This window comes from Sorangium sp. So ce836, assembly GCF_028553905.1.
Classification (GTDB): Bacteria; Myxococcota_A; Polyangia; order Polyangiales; family Polyangiaceae; genus Sorangium; species Sorangium cellulosum_D.
This window is the reverse complement of record NZ_CP102233.1, coordinates 2,832,543-2,848,257: the sequence shown is the minus strand read 5'-3', so window position 1 is coordinate 2,848,257 and position 15,715 is coordinate 2,832,543. Positions and strand designations below refer to the sequence as shown.

The 15,715-nt window shown below is 73.3% G+C and carries 14 protein-coding genes; 10 read left to right on the top strand and 4 right to left on the bottom strand.

Annotated elements, in window-relative coordinates; genetic code table 11:
* Window positions 1-98: 98 nt before the first annotated feature.
* Complete coding sequence (locus NQZ70_RS10265) at window positions 99-1,004, top strand: DUF5995 family protein (protein ID WP_237245200.1); 906 nt, start codon at window positions 99-101, stop codon at window positions 1,002-1,004.
* Here the strand turns inward: NQZ70_RS10265 and rlmN are convergent.
* A complete protein-coding gene (gene rlmN / locus NQZ70_RS10260; RefSeq protein WP_129574058.1) occupies window positions 982-2,193 on the bottom strand; it encodes a 23S rRNA (adenine(2503)-C(2))-methyltransferase RlmN in 1,212 nt (403 codons plus the stop codon). The genes NQZ70_RS10265 and rlmN overlap by 23 nt on opposite strands.
* A 672-nt stretch (window positions 2,194-2,865) precedes the next feature.
* Between rlmN and NQZ70_RS10255 the strand changes: the two genes are divergently transcribed.
* Together NQZ70_RS10255 and NQZ70_RS10250 are read left to right on the top strand one after the other, a co-directional pair.
* The gene (locus tag NQZ70_RS10255) at window positions 2,866-4,476 is read left to right on the top strand and encodes a hypothetical protein (RefSeq protein ID WP_129574057.1); all 1,611 of its coding nucleotides are present in this window, start codon (window positions 2,866-2,868) and stop codon (window positions 4,474-4,476) included.
* Window positions 4,477-5,460 carry a hypothetical protein gene (locus NQZ70_RS10250; protein WP_129574056.1) on the top strand — a complete coding sequence of 328 codons (984 nt, stop codon included), beginning with the start codon at window positions 4,477-4,479 and terminating at the stop codon, window positions 5,458-5,460. It abuts the gene before it with no gap.
* 80 nt (window positions 5,461-5,540) lie between these two features.
* On the opposite strand, the gene NQZ70_RS10245 is transcribed toward NQZ70_RS10250, so the two are convergent.
* From NQZ70_RS10245 to NQZ70_RS10235, 3 genes are all read right to left on the bottom strand, one after another.
* Entirely contained in the window at window positions 5,541-5,774 is a 234-nt protein-coding gene (locus tag NQZ70_RS10245) for an ATP-binding protein (protein WP_129574055.1), read from the bottom strand.
* Window positions 5,775-5,955: 181 nt separating this feature from the next.
* Entirely contained in the window at window positions 5,956-6,765 is an 810-nt protein-coding gene (locus NQZ70_RS10240) for an alpha/beta hydrolase (RefSeq protein WP_272828160.1), read from the bottom strand.
* A 318-nt stretch (window positions 6,766-7,083) separates the two neighbouring features.
* Window positions 7,084-8,079 carry a CAP domain-containing protein gene (locus NQZ70_RS10235; RefSeq protein WP_165373891.1) on the bottom strand — a complete coding sequence of 332 codons (996 nt, stop codon included), beginning with the start codon at window positions 8,077-8,079 and terminating at the stop codon, window positions 7,084-7,086.
* Between the two features lie 894 nt (window positions 8,080-8,973).
* On the opposite strand from NQZ70_RS10235, the gene NQZ70_RS10230 reads away from it, so the two are divergent.
* The 7 genes from NQZ70_RS10230 (at window position 8,974) to NQZ70_RS10200 (ending at window position 15,713) form a co-directional block, all read left to right on the top strand.
* Complete coding sequence (locus tag NQZ70_RS10230; protein WP_129574053.1) at window positions 8,974-9,813, top strand: SDR family oxidoreductase; 840 nt, start codon at window positions 8,974-8,976, stop codon at window positions 9,811-9,813.
* 10 nt (window positions 9,814-9,823) lie between these two features.
* Window positions 9,824-10,159, top strand: a complete 336-nt coding sequence (locus NQZ70_RS10225) for a hypothetical protein (RefSeq protein ID WP_129574052.1) — start codon at window positions 9,824-9,826, stop codon at window positions 10,157-10,159.
* Complete coding sequence (mtnA, locus tag NQZ70_RS10220; RefSeq protein ID WP_129574051.1) at window positions 10,160-11,299, top strand: S-methyl-5-thioribose-1-phosphate isomerase; 1,140 nt, start codon at window positions 10,160-10,162, stop codon at window positions 11,297-11,299. It begins immediately after the preceding gene.
* A gap of 54 nt (window positions 11,300-11,353) precedes the next feature.
* Complete coding sequence (gene lipA / locus NQZ70_RS10215; RefSeq protein WP_129574050.1) at window positions 11,354-12,484, top strand: lipoyl synthase; 1,131 nt, start codon at window positions 11,354-11,356, stop codon at window positions 12,482-12,484.
* Window positions 12,485-12,606: 122 nt separating this feature from the next.
* Window positions 12,607-13,191: a tellurite resistance TerB family protein gene (locus tag NQZ70_RS10210; RefSeq protein ID WP_129574049.1), complete on the top strand. Its 585-nt coding sequence runs from the start codon at window positions 12,607-12,609 to the stop codon at window positions 13,189-13,191.
* 187 nt (window positions 13,192-13,378) lie between these two features.
* Window positions 13,379-14,569 carry a thiamine pyrophosphate-dependent dehydrogenase E1 component subunit alpha gene (locus tag NQZ70_RS10205; protein WP_129574048.1) on the top strand — a complete coding sequence of 397 codons (1,191 nt, stop codon included), beginning with the start codon at window positions 13,379-13,381 and terminating at the stop codon, window positions 14,567-14,569.
* A gap of 169 nt (window positions 14,570-14,738) precedes the next feature.
* The gene (locus tag NQZ70_RS10200; RefSeq protein ID WP_129574047.1) at window positions 14,739-15,713 is read left to right on the top strand and encodes an alpha-ketoacid dehydrogenase subunit beta; all 975 of its coding nucleotides are present in this window, start codon (window positions 14,739-14,741) and stop codon (window positions 15,711-15,713) included.
* The last annotated feature ends 2 nt before the right edge of the window (window positions 15,714-15,715 follow it).

Here is a 15,715-nt window from a genome sequence, read left to right as displayed (position 1 = left end):
GAGCTCCGCCCAGCGCGGCTCACCACACCTCAACACGGTGTACGACTGCGAACCGGACATACGGGCACGATCCTTGAATTCGCTCGCTCAGCGCAGCCATGAAGACCCTTACTTCCGACCGGCCCCTGGCGATGGTGAGCAAGCAGACGCGGTCCTCTGCCGCGTGCCGTCCCGCGGACTCCGCCGCGCGTCACGCCATCCTGCAGGGGGTGACGATGAAGCCGGCGAACGTCGCGGAAGCGCTGGTGGCGCTGGAGACGGTCGCGGCGCGGCTGCGCGAGAGGAACGACCCCCGGGCGGTGTTCCCCGACGTCTATGCCGTGATTACGCGCCGCGTGAAGGAGGCGGTCGTCGACGGCACGGACCGGAGGTTCCTCGAGCCCGCGTGGATCTCGCGCCTCGCCGGCATCTTCTGCGAGTACTACCTGGCGGCGCTCGCGGCGTCGCTGGACGGGCGCTCGGCGGGCGTGGAGGCGTGGGACGTCGCGTTCCAGTGCAGCCGCACCGACGGGACGGCGGCGGCGGTGCATGGGCTGCTCGGCATCAACGCGCACATCAACTACGACCTGGCCCTCGGGCTCTACCGGAACATCGTCCAGCACGGCGCAGCGCAGGACGCCCGCCTTCTCCGCCGCTACCGGCACGACCACGACCTTGTGAATGAAATTCTCGCGGCAGCGATGCCGGAAATCTTCGCGATCCTGAGCGAGCGCTACGGCTGCCCGCTCGCCCGGATCGCGACCTTTACGAAGGACGTGCAGCGCACCGTGTCCAGCGTCGTGCTCTTCATGCTCAAGGGCTGGCGCGACCGGGTCTGGACCGACCTGCTCTGCTTGCTCGAGACGGTCGAGACGGCGGACGAGATGGCCAAGCGCGCGGTGGTCGTCCGGATGAACCAGCACTCCGGGAAGGTCGCCCGCACGTTCGCGGCGGGCAACGGGGCGCTGCGGGTGGGCGCGCCGTTCGTCCGGAGCGCCGCCGTCAGGCTGGCGCTGGCTGCCTGACGCGGGCCATCCCCGCGAGCTGGCCGCAGGCGCCGCCCACGTCGCGCCCCCGCGGCCGCCGCACCAGCGTCGTCACGCCGTGGCCGGACAGCCGCGCCACGAACGCGTCGAGCCGCTCCGCGGACGGCGGGCGCAGCGCCGGATCGGGGCCGGGGTTGCAGGGGATGACGTTCACGCGGCACCGGAGCCCGGCGACGTACGCGGCGAGGAGGTCCGCGTCCTCCGGGGCGTCGTTGTACCGATCGAAGAGCACGTACTCGAACAGCACGCGCCGGCCCGGCGGCAGCGATCGCGCGAGCGCCTCCTTCAGCGCCGCCATCGAGAAGCGCGCGTTGACCGGCATGATCGCCTGCCGGCGCGCGTCGTCCGGGGCGTTGAGGCTGACGGCGAGCTCCGCCCGCGCCTCGCGGAAGAACGCCTCGATCTTGTCCGCGACCCCGACGGTGCTCACGGTCACGTGCGACGGCGCGAACCGGAACGCGCGCGGGTCGGTGAGCAGGCGGATGGCCTTCAGCACCTCGCCGAGGTTGTCGAACGGCTCGCCCATGCCCATGAAGACGAGGTTCCGGAGCGGCGCGCCGCGGCGCGCTTGTCCTTCGGCGAGCGCGAGCGCCTGCGCGATCCGGACCTGATCGACGATCTCGCCGGCGGCGAGCTGGCGCGCGAGCCCGAGCCGCCCCGTCTCGCAGAAGGCGCAGGCCCGAGCGCAGCCGACCTGGCTCGAGACGCAGAGCGTGGTGCGGGCCGGCCCCGGGATGAGCACCGACTCGATGAGCGCGCCGTCGCGCGCGCGCAGGACCAGCCGGAGCGTGTCGTCCTCGGACGGCGCCCGCTCGGCGACCTCGAGCGACAGGCCGGGCTCGAGCGCGAGCAGCGCCTCGTGCGCCCACGCGCCGATGCCCAGGGCGGCGAGCGCGGCCGCGTCCCACGCCGCCTCGGGCCGCTCGGCGCCCGGTTCCGCGCCGAACGCGTGGCGCACCACCTTGCCGGCGACCGCGCGCGCCGCGGACGCCGTGCCGCCGGCCTTGCGGAGGAGCTCCGCGAGCGAGGCCGCGTCGTGGTCGGCGAGCCGCGCGCCGGCGCGCGCGCTCCTCCGGATCAGCGGGCGCGCCGGGACGGGCGCCGGCGCCGGCAGATCGCCGGCGCGGAGGGCCGGCGCGCTCTCTTCGGGGATTTCCGGAACGCGCATGGCGCACCAGCTAGCACGCCGCGCGCGGGGCCGCGCGGCCCTGCGATCGCCGCCCCCGCGCCCGGCGCGGCGCCCGCGTCCGGACGGCCGCCGGAGGGCCGAGCGCCCCGGCGCAGCCCAGCGCGCCGGCGGGTCCGCCTCCACGGGTCGTCACGCGGTTGTCAAGGAAGACCCGACAACCGGACCCGGCCATGCCCTTCGCTTCCCGCAGCGGGGACGAAATCTGGTGCCTGTCTGGGGTCATCGGGTGGCCAAGCTGTGGACAAGCAGTTGGGCTTTCAAACGCGGCTCAGATGCGTGATTTTTGGGTTGCAGATCGGTCCCGGAGGAGGGAGTTTAGCGCCCGGAAGTTCTGCGGCGCGTCGGGCCGCGGAGTGCCCGAGATCGCAGAAAAAAATCGGTGGCATCGGTGTGGGCGGCGCGTCCATGCCCGGGCTGGCATTGGCCGGCGCCGGCGCTTGGAGGAGCTGCCGCCTCGCGAGCGACGCAGGGCCCGGGCAGCTTCCCAGAAGATGTCAGGGACCCCGTCTGGGTATTCCACAAGCTGGGAACAACCTGTGGATTATTTGTCCGTGCTGCGCCCGCCGGGCGGCGGAGGCCGGCCGGGCGGTACGCCTACCCCGGAGTTTTTGTAGCGCTCGCGGCCGCACCGGTGGGCTACGTTGCGGGCCGATGCCCGTACGCAACGGCTCCGCTCTCCGCGCGCCGCGCGCGCTGCTCGCGATCGCGGCGGGGGGGCTCGTCGCGGGCGCGGCGGCCGCGCAGGCGCCTCCCCGGGATGCGCAGGCGGAGGCGGCCCTGAACGAGGCGATGCGGGTCGACTACCTCGAGACCCGGTTCGATCAGGCGGAGCGCAAGCTGCGGGCTGCCATCGACGCCTGCGGCGCGTCGGAGTGTTCGCCCGCGATGAAGGCCAGGCTGTTCATCGCGCTCGGCTCCGTGCTCGCCCAGGGCAGAAAGGAGCTGGGGGACGCGCGCGACGCCTTCGCGGACGCCCTGCGCATCGATCCGTCGGCGAAGCTGAACCCGGATCTCGCGACGCCGGAGGTCTCGTTCGCGTTCGAGCAGGCGCGGGCCGCGACCGGCGTCGGGGCGCCCGCGGCGGCCGGGCCGGAGCTCCAGATCGCGCCGCCGGCCGAGCAGCGCATCCGCACGCCCGTCCCGATCTATGTCGAGGTCCCGGCCGAGCTGCTGCCCGGCGTGAAGCAGGTGACGCTCTGGTACCAGGCGCCCGGCGAGCGCGAGTACCGCCCGCTCGTCATGAAGAAGCTGCGCGGCCAGGGGTTCGGGATCAACGTGCCGTGCGCCGCGGCCTCCGCGGAGGGGACGCTCCGCTATCACGTCGCGGCCGTCGACGAGGACGGCGCGATCCTCGCGAGCGCCGGCGCGCGCGACGCGCCGCTCACCACGGAGATCAAGGCGCGCATCACGTCGGCGCCGCCCCGCTGGCCCGGCCACGCGCCGCCGGCGATGTGCGCGGCGCCGGAGCAGGAGCGGCCGCGGCAGTGCATCGACGACCGGCAGTGCAGCCGGGGGCTCACCTGCGTCCGCGGCGCGTGCGTCGCGAGGCCCCCCGCGGAGGCCGCGCCCAGCGTCCCGAGGAGCTGGGTCGGGCTCACCTTCTCTCCCGACGTCGCGCTGTTCTCCGGCCGGGAGGTGTGCTCCCTGGCGTCGCAGGAGCGCGGCAACTTCGTCTGCCTGCGCGGCGACGGGACCCGGTACGACGGCGCGCCGACGCCCGGCGTCGCGAACGACGTGAACCTCGGCTTCGCGCTCGCGACGTCGCGGGTGGCGCTCGCCTACGACCGGCTGGTCCTCGACAACCTCACGGTCGGCGGCCGCGTCGGCTTCGCGGCCGGCGGCACGACGGGCGGCGGCGCCTCGTTCCTGCCGCTCCACCTCGAGGCGCGGGCGCAGTACTTCCTCATGGCGCGGCCGTTCGCAGAGCTCGGCGCCCGCCCGTTCGTGCTCGCCGCGGCCGGGGTCGCGCAGGTCGACGCCGAGGTCGACGTGGAGGTCCTCGAGGACGCGGCCGCGTGCGGGGCCGGTCCCGCCATCACGAGCCCGTGCACGAGGCCCGGCCGGAGCGGGAGGGTCGAGGAGCGCCAGCAGACGCTCGCCGCGACCCGGCAAGCGGGCCAGGGGTTCGCGTCGCTCGGCGCGGGCGTCGCTTATGCGCCGCTCGAGGCCGTATCGCTGAACCTCGCGCTCCGCGCGAGCCTCACCTTTCCTGCCGTGACCGCCGTCCTCTCTCCGGAGGTCGGCCTCTCCCTGGGGTTCTGAATGGCCGATACCTCGGATCTGCGTCGGGGCGCGACGCCGCCCGGCGCGCTGCGCAACCCGAAGATCGACGCGGCGATCGGGCGCGCCGTGCAGCTCGGCGACCCGGCCGAGCTGCTCGCGCTGCTCGATCGCAGCTCCGGGCTCCCTGCCCGGCGCAGCGGGGGGCGCGCGCCCGGGCCCGACCTCGGCCCGAACGCCCCCTTGCCGCGCGTGAACCTGGATCTCGCGCGCGCGGTCGGCGCGGCGATCGCGGACCGCGGCGCGCCGGCCGAGCGCCTCGTGCGGGCGCTCTGCTCGAGCACCGAGGAGTACGCGCTCATCGTGGCGGCGCAGGCGCTCGCGGCGATCGCGGCGCAGGGCGCGCAGGCGGAGAGCGCGGCCAGGTCGGGGCGGCCGCCGCGCGCGCGGGGCGGGCGGGGCGGGCTCGATCCGCTGGGCGAGCTCGGGCAGCTGGCCGAGGATCCGCGGCGCGTCGTGCGCGACGGGGTCGTGGCGGCGCTCCGCGCCGTGGTCGCGGCGCGCGGCGACGCGGTGGTCGGCGAGCTCTCGTCCTGGACCGACGGCTACTTGCAGGCGTACGTGGCGCTCGAGGCGCTCGCGGAGCGGACGCTGCTCGCGGGGCTCTCGGCGGGCGCGGAGGTGGTCGCGCGGCTCGAGGAGGCGTTCGCGATCTCGGACCGCTCGCCGCGGGCCGACGAGCGGCTGCAGGGGCTGCGCCTCCTGCGGCAGGGGCTGCCCGCGCAGATCGCGGCCCTCGCGGGGCGCTTCCCCGAGGTGGTGCGCTGGCTGGAGGAGAAGACGCAGGCGGAGCGCCCAGAGTCGCGCGACGTCGTGGGGCAGGCGATCGCGGCGCTCCGGAAGGGGTCGTTCTCGGACGCGGAGACCGATCGGCTCGCCGCGGCGCTCTCGGCGACGGCCCCGCCGCCGCGCGACCCGTCGCGCATCGTCCAGGGGACGCGCAAGCGGAGCAAGGGGCGGCGGTAGAGGGGCTGGGGGGAACCGCGTGCTGCGACGCTGGAGAGTCGCTGGCCTGCTGGCCAGCCAGGCCACCACCGCGCTCTGAATCAGACGCCGAGCCGGCGGACCTCGCGGCGAGCCTCCGTCAGGGAACAAGGCTGCATCTCGTGGGGCGCGAGTCCGGTCTCCGGCTCATCGAGCAACGCCAGCATGGCATGCTCGATTGCGCCGAGGAGAAAGCCGTAGAGCACGACCAGCGTCCGCTGACCGTCCGAAAGCTCACCTGCGGATAGCTTGTAGTCCGCTCCTCCGGTCCGGAATGTCAGCATCAGCTCGCGCACTTCGCTGCTGATGCGCTCGAACGCGACGCTCCGTAAGCCCGGCGACGTGGGGCTCAGCGCCTCGAGCAGCGCGTTGCCCAGCCCGGGTCGCTCGACGAGGACACCGCGGAACCACGACGAGAAGCTCCTGCCGTCACGATCCTGGTCCTCTCTCCGTTCCGTGGGCGCCCCTGCGCCTGGCTCACGCCGCCTGCTGCGATCCCTCCGCCCCCCCGGCGCCCCCCGGCTGCTCCCCGGCGGCCTCGGCGAACAGGAACTGCAGCGCCCCCGGCGCGCGCCGGCGCCACGCGTCCTCGCAGTGGGTGCCGTCCTCGTCCGGGCAGAAGAGCAGGTTCGACTCGCCGTAGCCCCGCTCGCGCAGGTGCTCCACGAGCCGCGCGGCGTCGCGCAGCACCGAGCCGCCGTCCTCCTGCGCGCCGGCGTCGACGTACAGCCGCGAGCCCGGAGGGACGGCCTGCGACGCGATGACGTCGAAGATCTTCCGCTCCGCGAACCAGAGCGACGGCGACATGCAGAGCGCGGCCCCGAGCACGTCGGGGCGGCGGAAATGCGCGTAGAGCGCCGCGAGGCCCCCCATCGACGAGCCGCCGATCGCCGTGCCGGCGGCGTCGCGCCGCACCGGGAAGCGCTCCCGCACGGCCGGCACGATCTCGGACGCGATCCAGCCGAGGAAGTCGTCGAGCCTCCCCTCGCTGCCGTCGCCCGGGAACGGCGACAGCTCGGTCAGCCGCTCGCTCCCGCCGTGATCGATCCCCACGAGGACCGGCGCCACCAGGCCCCGCTCCGAGAGATCGCGCACCGCCTCGTGCAGGTGCCAGCCGCCGCTGTACGACGGATCGTCGTGAAAGACGTTCTGTCCATCGAACAGGAAGAGCACCGGCGACGGCGCGGCGTGCGCCCCCTCGCTGGGCAGATAGACGCGGACGTTGCGCTCCCCCTGAAAGCCGGGAATCCGATACGGACCGAGGAGATAGATGATGTGTTCCGCCATGGGCTCTTCCGGACGGAGGACCCGCGCAGCCCGATCGCCCGAGGACACCGCCCGTCCTCAGGAAGACGGGAAGTCCTGGATCTGCTCCCGACTTCGCGATTCTTCGCCTGCGCGGAGGTTTGCCGTTCCGCCGCCCCAGCGCGAAGCAATCGCCAGGCCGCCCCTCGGTCGCGGCGCACCTGCCGCGGCGCGCGGCGCAGCCCGGGCCCTCTTCAGCCCGGATCGCGCCGCGTCGCCGTGGCAGAACGCCTCATGCGTGACGGGCTGCTCCGCGCCGTCAGCCGCCGCGCAGGTGCGCGGCATCACGGGTCCTCGGCGCTAATTGCAGCTCGCGTCCGACGCGCCGCCGAACATCGTGGTCCAGTAGGACCCGTAGGTCCCGCCTCCGGTCGCCCGCCCGATGCCGATGACCTTGAAGGACGACCCGAGCATGTTCTTGTTGTGGCCGTCCGAGTTCTTCCACTGGTTGAACGTCGCCTGCGCCGCCGAGTTGCCGGCGGCGATGTTCTCGGCCATGGCGGTCCTGCCGGCGGACGCATAACAGGCGTTGGCCGCGCGATCCCACGGCGTCCGGCCATCCTGGCTCGCGTGATCGAAGTAGTTGTGATCGCGCATGTCCTCGCTGTGCCCCTGGGCGGCGCGGCTCAGCGCGGTGCACGCCGAGAGCGCCCCGAGGCCGTTCTGCGCGCGGTACTGGTTGATGATGGACAGGAACGCTTGCTCCTCGGCATCGAGCGGCGTGGTGCTGGGCCCGGCGCCGCCGCACGTCTCGCCCCCCGTCGAGCCGCCTTCACCGGTCGAGCCGCCCACGCCCGTCGAGCCGCCCACGCCCGTCGAGCCCCCTTCACCGGTCGAGCCGCCCTCCCCCGTCGAGCCGCCCTCGCCCGTGCCCGTGGAGCCGCCGTCCGGCTCCGCGGGGGCGCACGCGACCTGAACGTACATCCGCTTCGTGGTTCTCCTGCACGGATCGCCGAAGGTCGCGTTGTTCGCCTTCACGGTGCAGCTCGACTGCCCGAGGCACGCGCGCTCCACCACCGCCTTCGACGTCGACGCATTGCACGAGGTCGCGCGGAAGCTGCCGCAAACCCCCCGCGGCGTGCCGTAGCTCGCGAACTCGACCGCCGTGATGACCTCGCCGGCCGGACAGGCGAGCGAGATGTCCGAGCCCTCCGGAGCGGTATCGCAGACCGCCCCCTCGACCGGCTCGGACGCCTCGCCGGACGGCTCGTGATCGACCTCGGTCGATGCGAGACAGCCGACGGCAGAACAGCCAGCGAGGAAGGCGAGGACCAGCGTCCGGTGCAAAGCGCTCATATGCATGCTCCTTGTGAATAAGCCCGTCTGAGCTCGGCCCGCCCCGGCCCCGCGGCTCGCGCCGGCAGGTACGCCGGGGCACACGGCGCCATGGCGGGCCACCCCAGTACAGCGTTGTTCAGGGGGCGGAGTAGCGCCCAGCGCGATCCCACGCAGCGCAGCGCCTCCCTTCGTTTCGCTCACACCACGGTGTCACCTGACCGCTGGCATGTCCAGATACGAAACACCCCCAACCGCATGATTTACCGCCGAATCACTGGACCTTTCCACGACGCGTGAAACCGACCTTCACAAGGCTCCATGAGACAGGATTTCTTCACTCGAGGCCGGTACGCGACAGGGCGCCAGCAGGACACCCCATCTCCCTTGAGCCGAAGGGTAGGTGTTCGTGCTCCGCGAGGAGACCGAGACCAGCGATCCGTCGATGCCGACAATATCGTGTCAGCGAGACCACGACTGACCCGCTGGACAAGGGCCCCTCCAGCGGTCGACGCTCGACTGGAGCGGCCTTTCCCGGCCCGCGCGCGGCCCCGCCGCCCCTCCGCGCGCTGGACCGAGCCAGGCGCCGCCAGCGTCGCTCGGCCGGCAGAGCCTCATTTCTGCGGCCCGCCTCGACCGCCCGGCACGCTCGCCCGGGGCGAGCTGCGCGTCTGGCGTTGGAAGCCCCCTGACATCCGAGGCTCCAGGCGGATCATCGCTGCGTCGCCCCCCGCCCCTCGGAGCCCTCGCCCGCTCCCGTCCACGGCAGAGCCTGTCCTTGCGCCTCGTGCCCCGCGCGACGCCGCGCGCGACGCCGCGCGGGGCGTGACGGACGGCCGCGCGCGATCACGCGATCACGCGATTGCGCGCCGCGGGCCCGCACCCTCGCCAGGTCCTGTGCTATGACCGGCCTCCATGCGCCTCAAGGACCGCGTTGTCTTCATCACCGGAGCTTCCCGCGGGATCGGTCGAGCCGTCGCCCTCGCCTGCGCGCGAGAAGGCGCGGATATCGTCGTCGCCGCGAAGACGGAGGTCGCCGAGAACCCGCGCCTGCCAGGCACGATCCTCGACGTCGCCCGCGAGGTCGAGCAGCTCGGCCGCCGCGCGCTGCCCGTCAAGCTCGACGTGCGCGACGACGAGGCCTGCAAGGCCGCCGTCGCCGCGGCCGTCGAGCGCTTCGGGCGCGTCGACGCGCTCGTCAACAACGCGGGCGCGCTCTGGTGGGCCGACGTCGTCGACACGCCCATGAAGAAGTTCGACCTCATCATGGGCATCAACGTGCGCGCGTCGTTCGCCCTCTCGCAGGCCGTCCTCCCCCACATGATCGCGCAGAAATACGGCCACATCGTCATGATGTCGCCCCCCGTCGAGCCCGAGGCCTGCGCCCACCACGGCGCCTACGCGGTCTCGAAGTTCGGCATGACGATGATCGCCAACGCGATCGCCGGCGAGTACGCGGAGCACAACGTCACGGCCCACGCCCTCTGGCCCGCGACCGCGATCGAGAGCTACGCGACCATGAACTTCGGCCTCGGCGGCCCGGAGCTCTGGCGCAAGGCGGACATCATCGCCGACGCGACCCTGGCGCTGCTCGCGCGCGAGCCGTCGGCCCGCCGCGGCAAGGCGTGGATCGACGAGGCCCTGCTCCGCGAGGAGGGCGTCACCGACTTCTCGAAGTACCAGTGCGTGCCCGGCGTGGAGCCGCCGCACTTCCCCTTCAGCGCGATCCCCAAGGCGACCGCCACCAAGAAATGAGGCGCGACGCGTGAGCCGCGACGACGACGACAAGAAGACGCGCCCCGGCGCCGCCGGCGGCGTCGATCCCGGGCCCGAGGTCGCCGCGGTCTTCGACGATCTCGAGACGCTGCTCAAGAACGGCGACGTGATCGCCGCGCTCACCGCGCGCGGGATCAACGCGAGCCTCGCGCTGCTCGCCGCGGACGCGCTCCGCGCCTACCTCGGGGGCCGCAAGGCCGAGGCGGCCGAGGACTTCGCGACCGTCGCCGAGGAGATACGCGGCCGGCTCGCCGCGAGCGCCGAGGGCCCGGGGACGGACGCAGGATCGCAGGGGGAACCGTCACGCTCGAACGGGAGGCGCTGAATGAGCACCAGCTTCGAAGCAGAACAGAGGTCGCAGCAGGCAGGCGACGGCGCGCGGCTCGCGCCGCCGTGGGCGCCGGCCGAAGCCATCTCCGGCGCGGACTACTCGGCCGTCGAGCTCGCGCAGGGCGACGACCGCGTGTTCTTCCTCGAGCAGCGCGAGCTGCCCGAGCGCGAGCGCTACGTCACCGTGACCGACGCCGCGGGCGTCGCCGAGGCCATCCGGACCATGGTGGTCCGCGGCGCCCCAGCGATCGGCATCGCCGCCGCGTACGGGATGGCCCTCGCCGCGCGCGCCGCCCGGAACGAGATCGCCTCCGGCTACGTCGCCGCCATGCGCGCCGCGGGGGAGCACCTCGCCTCCGCCCGGCCCACCGCCGTGAACCTCGGGTGGGCGGTGCGGCGCGCCGTCGCCATGGCCCTGGAGCACGCGGGGCGCCGCGGCGACGAGCGCGCGCGGGAGCTCGCCGCGCTCGCGCGCGAGATCCACCGGGAGGACGTCGCCGCCTGCCACCAGATGGCCCGCGCCGGCGCCGCGCGCCTGCCCGAGTCGGGCACGGTCCTCACCCACTGCAACGCCGGCGCGCTCGCGACCGGCGGCTACGGCACGGCGCTCGGGGTCATCCGCGCCGCCGTCGCCGAGGGCAAGAACATCCGCGTGCTCGCGTGCGAGACCCGCCCGTACCTCCAGGGCGCGCGCCTCACGGCCTGGGAGCTCCAGCGCGACGGCATCCCCGTCGAGGTGATCTCCGACTCGATGGCCGCGTGGTTCATGCAGAGGGGCGAGATCGGCGCCGTGGTCGTCGGGGCCGACCGCATCGCGCGGAACGGCGACGTCGCCAACAAGATCGGCACCTACGGCCTCGCCTGCCTCTCGCGCCACCACGGCGTCCCGTTCTACGTGGCCGCCCCGTGGAGCACGATCGACCTCGCGACCGACACCGGCGCGTCGATCCCGATCGAGGAGCGGAGCCGCGACGAGGTCGCCGTCGTCGGCGGCCGCCGCGTCGTCCCGCCCGGGGTGCCCGTCCGCCACCCGGCCTTCGACGTCACCCCCGCGGAGCTCGTCACCGCCATCTTCACCGAGCGCGGCAAGCTGACGACGCGCGAGATCAGCCGCTCCGTGCCGCCGGGCGGCTGACGCCGGCCGCCTCCCCCTCGCGCGCACGCGCCGCATGGGCTAAGGACACCCCTGATGGCGCAGTTCTCGCCCAAGCCTGAATGGCTCAAGGTCCGCGCTCCCGGAGGCGACACCTACCACCACCTCAAGGAGACGTTCCGCAAGCTCGATCTCCACACCGTGTGCGAGGAGGCCCGCTGCCCGAACGTCGGCGAGTGCTGGCGCGAGGGGACCGCGACCGTGATGCTCCTCGGCGACGTTTGCACGCGCGGCTGCCGCTTCTGCGCGGTCACGACCGGCGACCCGCGCGGCGCGGTCGACGTGCGCGAGCCGGAGCACGTGGCCCGCGCGATCGCCCGGCTCTCGCTCCAGTACGTCGTGATGACGATGGTCAACCGCGACGACCTGCTCGACGGCGGCGCCGATCACGTCGCCCGCACGGTGAGCCGCCTGCACGCGCTCCGCCCCGACCTGCTCATCGAGACCCTGGTCGGCGACTTCCAGGGCCACATGAGCGCCGTCGACACCGTCGTCGACGCCGGGCCCGACGTCTTCGCCCACAACGTCGAGGTCGTCCGCCGCATCACCCGCGTCATCCGCGACGTCCGGTCGAGCTACGACCAGTCGCTCGCCGTGCTGCGGCGCGCGAAGGACCGGCAGCGGCGCCTCGCCGCGGACGCGGAAGGGCGCGGCGCGCCGGCGCCGCGGCGGCTCACGAAGAGCTCGATCATGGTCGGCATCGGCGAGACCGACGACGAGGTGCTGGAGGCGCTGCGCGACCTGCGCGAGGCGGGGGTCGACATCGTGACCATCGGCCAGTACCTCCGCCCGTCCTCGAAGCACGCGCCCGTGCAGCGCTTCGTCGAGCCGGACGCGTTCGCCGCGTTCGAGCGGGCGGCGCTCGAGATGGGCTTCCTCTACGCCGCCAGCGCGCCGCTCGTGCGATCGAGCTACAAGGCCGCGGAGGTCTTCGTCCGCAGCCTCGTCGACCGCCGCCCTTCGGCGCCGCAGGACGGCTCCCCGGCGGGCGAGGCCCCCGCGGGCGCGCAGGTCGAGGCGCTCCTCGAGGAGCGCCTCGCCGTGGCGCGCCGCGAGGCCGCCCGGATCGAGGCAGAGCTCGCGCCCGACGATCCCCGCCCGCTCGACGCTCCGGCGGCGGCGCCCGCCGCGCGGCTCGTCCCGGCGGCGTCCCTCGTGCGCCGCTGATTCCGCGCGCCGGGTCGGACGAGAAACCGAACGGATTCGCCGCGCGCTGCGGCGGCCGACGCAAGCGCCTTGACGCTCCCCGGGGATTGGCCGAGCGTGAGGCAGGAGGGTCAAAGACCACGATGTCCGCTCCCATCGACAGGCGCCCCCGCGGCATCGCTCCGGGCGGCATCGCTCCCGGCGCGTCACGCCTCGGCGCGGAGACGCCCCGCGCGCGCGTGGCTTCCATCCTCGCCCAGGCGGCGAGGGCCTACAGCGCGCGCCCCCCGATCGAGGACATCACGATGCCCACCGGCTTCGATCCGGCCGCCGTGGCGCTCTTCGAGACGATCATCGAGGCCGCGTTCCTCGTCGCGAACGCCGACGGCCACTTCGACGAGGCGGAGCGCAAGCGCTTCCAGGCCATCGTCGTGGACGCATGCCAGAACCTCGTCCACGAGAAGCAGCTCGAGGCGCTGCTCGCCGACCTCGGCGAGATGCTCGCGGAGGACGGCATGGAGAAGCGCGTCGCCATGGTCTCCCGCACGATCGGGCGGACCGAGCACCAGCGCGAGGTGCTCCGCGTGGCGGCGTTCATGGCGCACGCCTCCGGCGGCGTGAGCTTGCACGAGCGCGGCGTGCTCGAGCAGCTCGCGCGCGGGTTCAAGCTCGACGCGGCCGCGGTGGACGAGGCGCTCGCGCAGGCGGCCGAGCCCGGGAACGTCTAGCCGGGACATCGACACCGCGGTGTGCGACGTGCGGCGAGGCCGCGCGCGGGCCCGTGATCGCCGCGGCGAGTCAATCCGGAGGCGCGATCGCTGCGACGAGTCAACGTCGCGCGTACAGCGAATGAGCGAACGCTGCGTCTCGGCACTGGTCTCGGGCAGCGCCTTTGATTAGTGTCCACGCGAGCCGATGAGCACCGCGACGTACTCCACAGACCGCCCGCCGAACGTCTCAGGGGCAAGCCTGGAGCCGCAGGCTGCCGTCGCCCGGCACCCGCTCGACACGTGTGCCGACGACGTGATCAAGGTCCTGCGCGACGACGGCTCGCTCGATCCCGCGCACGATCCGAAGCTCGACCCGTCGGAGGTGATCGCCCTCTACAAGTTCATGGTGCGCGTGCGCCAGCTCGACGAGCGCCTCGTGGCGCTGCAGCGGCAGGGGCGCATCGGGTTCCACGTCGGCTCGCTCGGCGAGGAGGCGGCGATCCTCGGCAGCGTCTACGCGACGCGGCCTCAGGACTGGGTGTTCCCGTGCTACCGCGAGTTCGGCGCCGCGCTCTGGCGGGGGCTGCCGCTCCAGCGGTACATCGACAACATGTTCGGCAACGCGAACGACACGGTGAAGGGGCGGCAGATGCCGGACCACTACACCTACCGCGAGGGGCACTTCGGCTCGGTGAGCTCGCCCATCGGCACGCAGATCACGCAGGCCGTGGGCTTCGCGTGGGCCGCGAAGCTGAAGCGCGACGAGCTCGCCTCGCTGGTCTACTTCGGCGACGGCGCGACCAGCTCGTCGGACTTCCACAGCGGCCTCAACTTCGCGGGCGTGTTCAAGGTGCCGGTCGTCCTCTTCTGCCGCAACAACGGCTGGGCGATCAGCGTGCCGACCGAGCGCCAGACGTCGAGCAACACGTTCGCGTGCAAGGGCGCCGCGTACGGCGTCCCCGGGGTGCGGGTCGACGGCAACGATCTGTTCGCCGTCGTGAAGGTGACGCGCGACGCGATCGCGCGCGCCGCCCGCGGCGAGGGCGCGACGCTCATCGAGGCGATGACGTACCGCCTGTCGGGCCACTCGACGAGCGACGACCCCAAGGCGTACCGCCCCGACGCGTGGCTCGACCCGTGGCGCCGGCTCGATCCGATCGCGCGGCTGCGGCGGCACCTCGAGCGCACCCAGGGCTGGACCGAGGCGCAGGATCGCGAGATCGAGGCGGCGGTCGACGCGGAGATCAGGGCTTGCATCGCGGTCTCGGAGAAGGTGGCGCCGCCGTCGCTCGACTCGATGTTCGAGGACGTCTATGCGGAGCCGCCCTGGCACCTCGTCGAGCAGCGGGAGCAGCTCAAGGCGGGCCCGAGGCCCAAGGGCCACGGCGGCCACTAGCGCGTGCGGGCGCGGCGTGGACGACGGCGCGGTCGGCGGGGCGGCTCGCCGGGCGGCGCCGATGGCCGGGGTGGCGCCGCCGCCCGCGATCGATGGGGGTCCCCAGGGGAGCGGGGGCGCCCGTGAGGTTGCATTCCCACCTTCTGGCCGAGAGACGGAGACGAAGAGCATGCCTCAGATGAACATGGTCCAGGCGATCAACGACGCGCTACGCCACGAGATGCGGCGGGACGCGCGGGTCGTCGTGCTCGGCGAGGATGTCGGCAAGGTCGGGGGGGTGTTCCGCGTTACCCAGGGCCTGTTCGACGAGTTCGGGGACGACCGGGTGATCGACACGCCGCTCTCGGAGGGCGGCATCGTCGGGACGGCGATCGGGATGGCGCTCTACGGGCTCGTGCCGATCCCGGAGATCCAGTTCGCCGATTTCATCTATCCCGCGTACGACCAGATCGTGTCCGAGCTGGCGAAGTACCGCTACCGCTCGGGCGGCGAGTACCCGTCGAAGCTCGTCATCCGCACGCCGGTGGGCGGCGGCATCCGCGGCGGGCACTACCACTCGCAGTCGCCCGAGGCGCAGTTCATCCACGTGGCGGGCCTGAAGGTCGTGTGCCCGTCGAACCCGGCCGACGCGAAGGGGCTCCTGCTCTCGTCGATCCGGGATCCCGATCCGGTGCTGTTCTTCGAGCCGAAGCGCATCTACCGCGCGGCGAAGGGGGACGTGCCCGAGGGCGACTACACGGTCCCGCTCGGCCAGGCGAGCGTGGTCCGGCCGGGCTGGCACGTGACGCTCGTGGTCTGGGGCGCGATGCTCTACGAGGCGCTCGACGCGGCGAACCAGGCGGCCGCGCAGGGCATCGAGTGCGAGGTGATCGACCTGCGCACGCTGTGGCCGCTCGACATCGACACGGTGGTCGAGTCGGTGAAGCGGACGGGCCGGTTCATCGTGGTGCACGAGGCGCCGAAGACCTGCGGATTCGGGGCCGAGATCGTCGCGCTGGTCAACGAGAACGCGTTCCTCCACCTGGAGGCGCCGCCGCTCCGGGTCACGGGCTTCGACACCCCCTTCCCTTACACCCTCGAGAACGAGTACCTCCCGCTCTCGCATCGTATCCTTCCGGCGATCCTGGAGACGGCGAGGTACTGACG

Coding starts and splice junctions, on each gene's coding strand:
- NQZ70_RS10265 (WP_237245200.1), top strand. CDS start 99: ATGAAGACCCTTACTTCCGACCGGCCCCTGGCGATGGTGAGCAAGCAG.
- rlmN (WP_129574058.1), bottom strand. CDS start 2,193: ATGCGCGTTCCGGAAATCCCCGAAGAGAGCGCGCCGGCCCTCCGCGCC.
- NQZ70_RS10255 (WP_129574057.1), top strand. CDS start 2,866: ATGCCCGTACGCAACGGCTCCGCTCTCCGCGCGCCGCGCGCGCTGCTC.
- NQZ70_RS10250 (WP_129574056.1), top strand. CDS start 4,477: ATGGCCGATACCTCGGATCTGCGTCGGGGCGCGACGCCGCCCGGCGCG.
- NQZ70_RS10240 (WP_272828160.1), bottom strand. CDS start 6,765: ATGGCGGAACACATCATCTATCTCCTCGGTCCGTATCGGATTCCCGGC.
- NQZ70_RS10235 (WP_165373891.1), bottom strand. CDS start 8,079: ATGAGCGCTTTGCACCGGACGCTGGTCCTCGCCTTCCTCGCTGGCTGT.
- NQZ70_RS10230 (WP_129574053.1), top strand. CDS start 8,974: ATGCGCCTCAAGGACCGCGTTGTCTTCATCACCGGAGCTTCCCGCGGG.
- mtnA (WP_129574051.1), top strand. CDS start 10,160: ATGAGCACCAGCTTCGAAGCAGAACAGAGGTCGCAGCAGGCAGGCGAC.
- lipA (WP_129574050.1), top strand. CDS start 11,354: ATGGCGCAGTTCTCGCCCAAGCCTGAATGGCTCAAGGTCCGCGCTCCC.
- NQZ70_RS10210 (WP_129574049.1), top strand. CDS start 12,607: ATGTCCGCTCCCATCGACAGGCGCCCCCGCGGCATCGCTCCGGGCGGC.
- NQZ70_RS10205 (WP_129574048.1), top strand. CDS start 13,379: ATGAGCACCGCGACGTACTCCACAGACCGCCCGCCGAACGTCTCAGGG.
- NQZ70_RS10200 (WP_129574047.1), top strand. CDS start 14,739: ATGCCTCAGATGAACATGGTCCAGGCGATCAACGACGCGCTACGCCAC.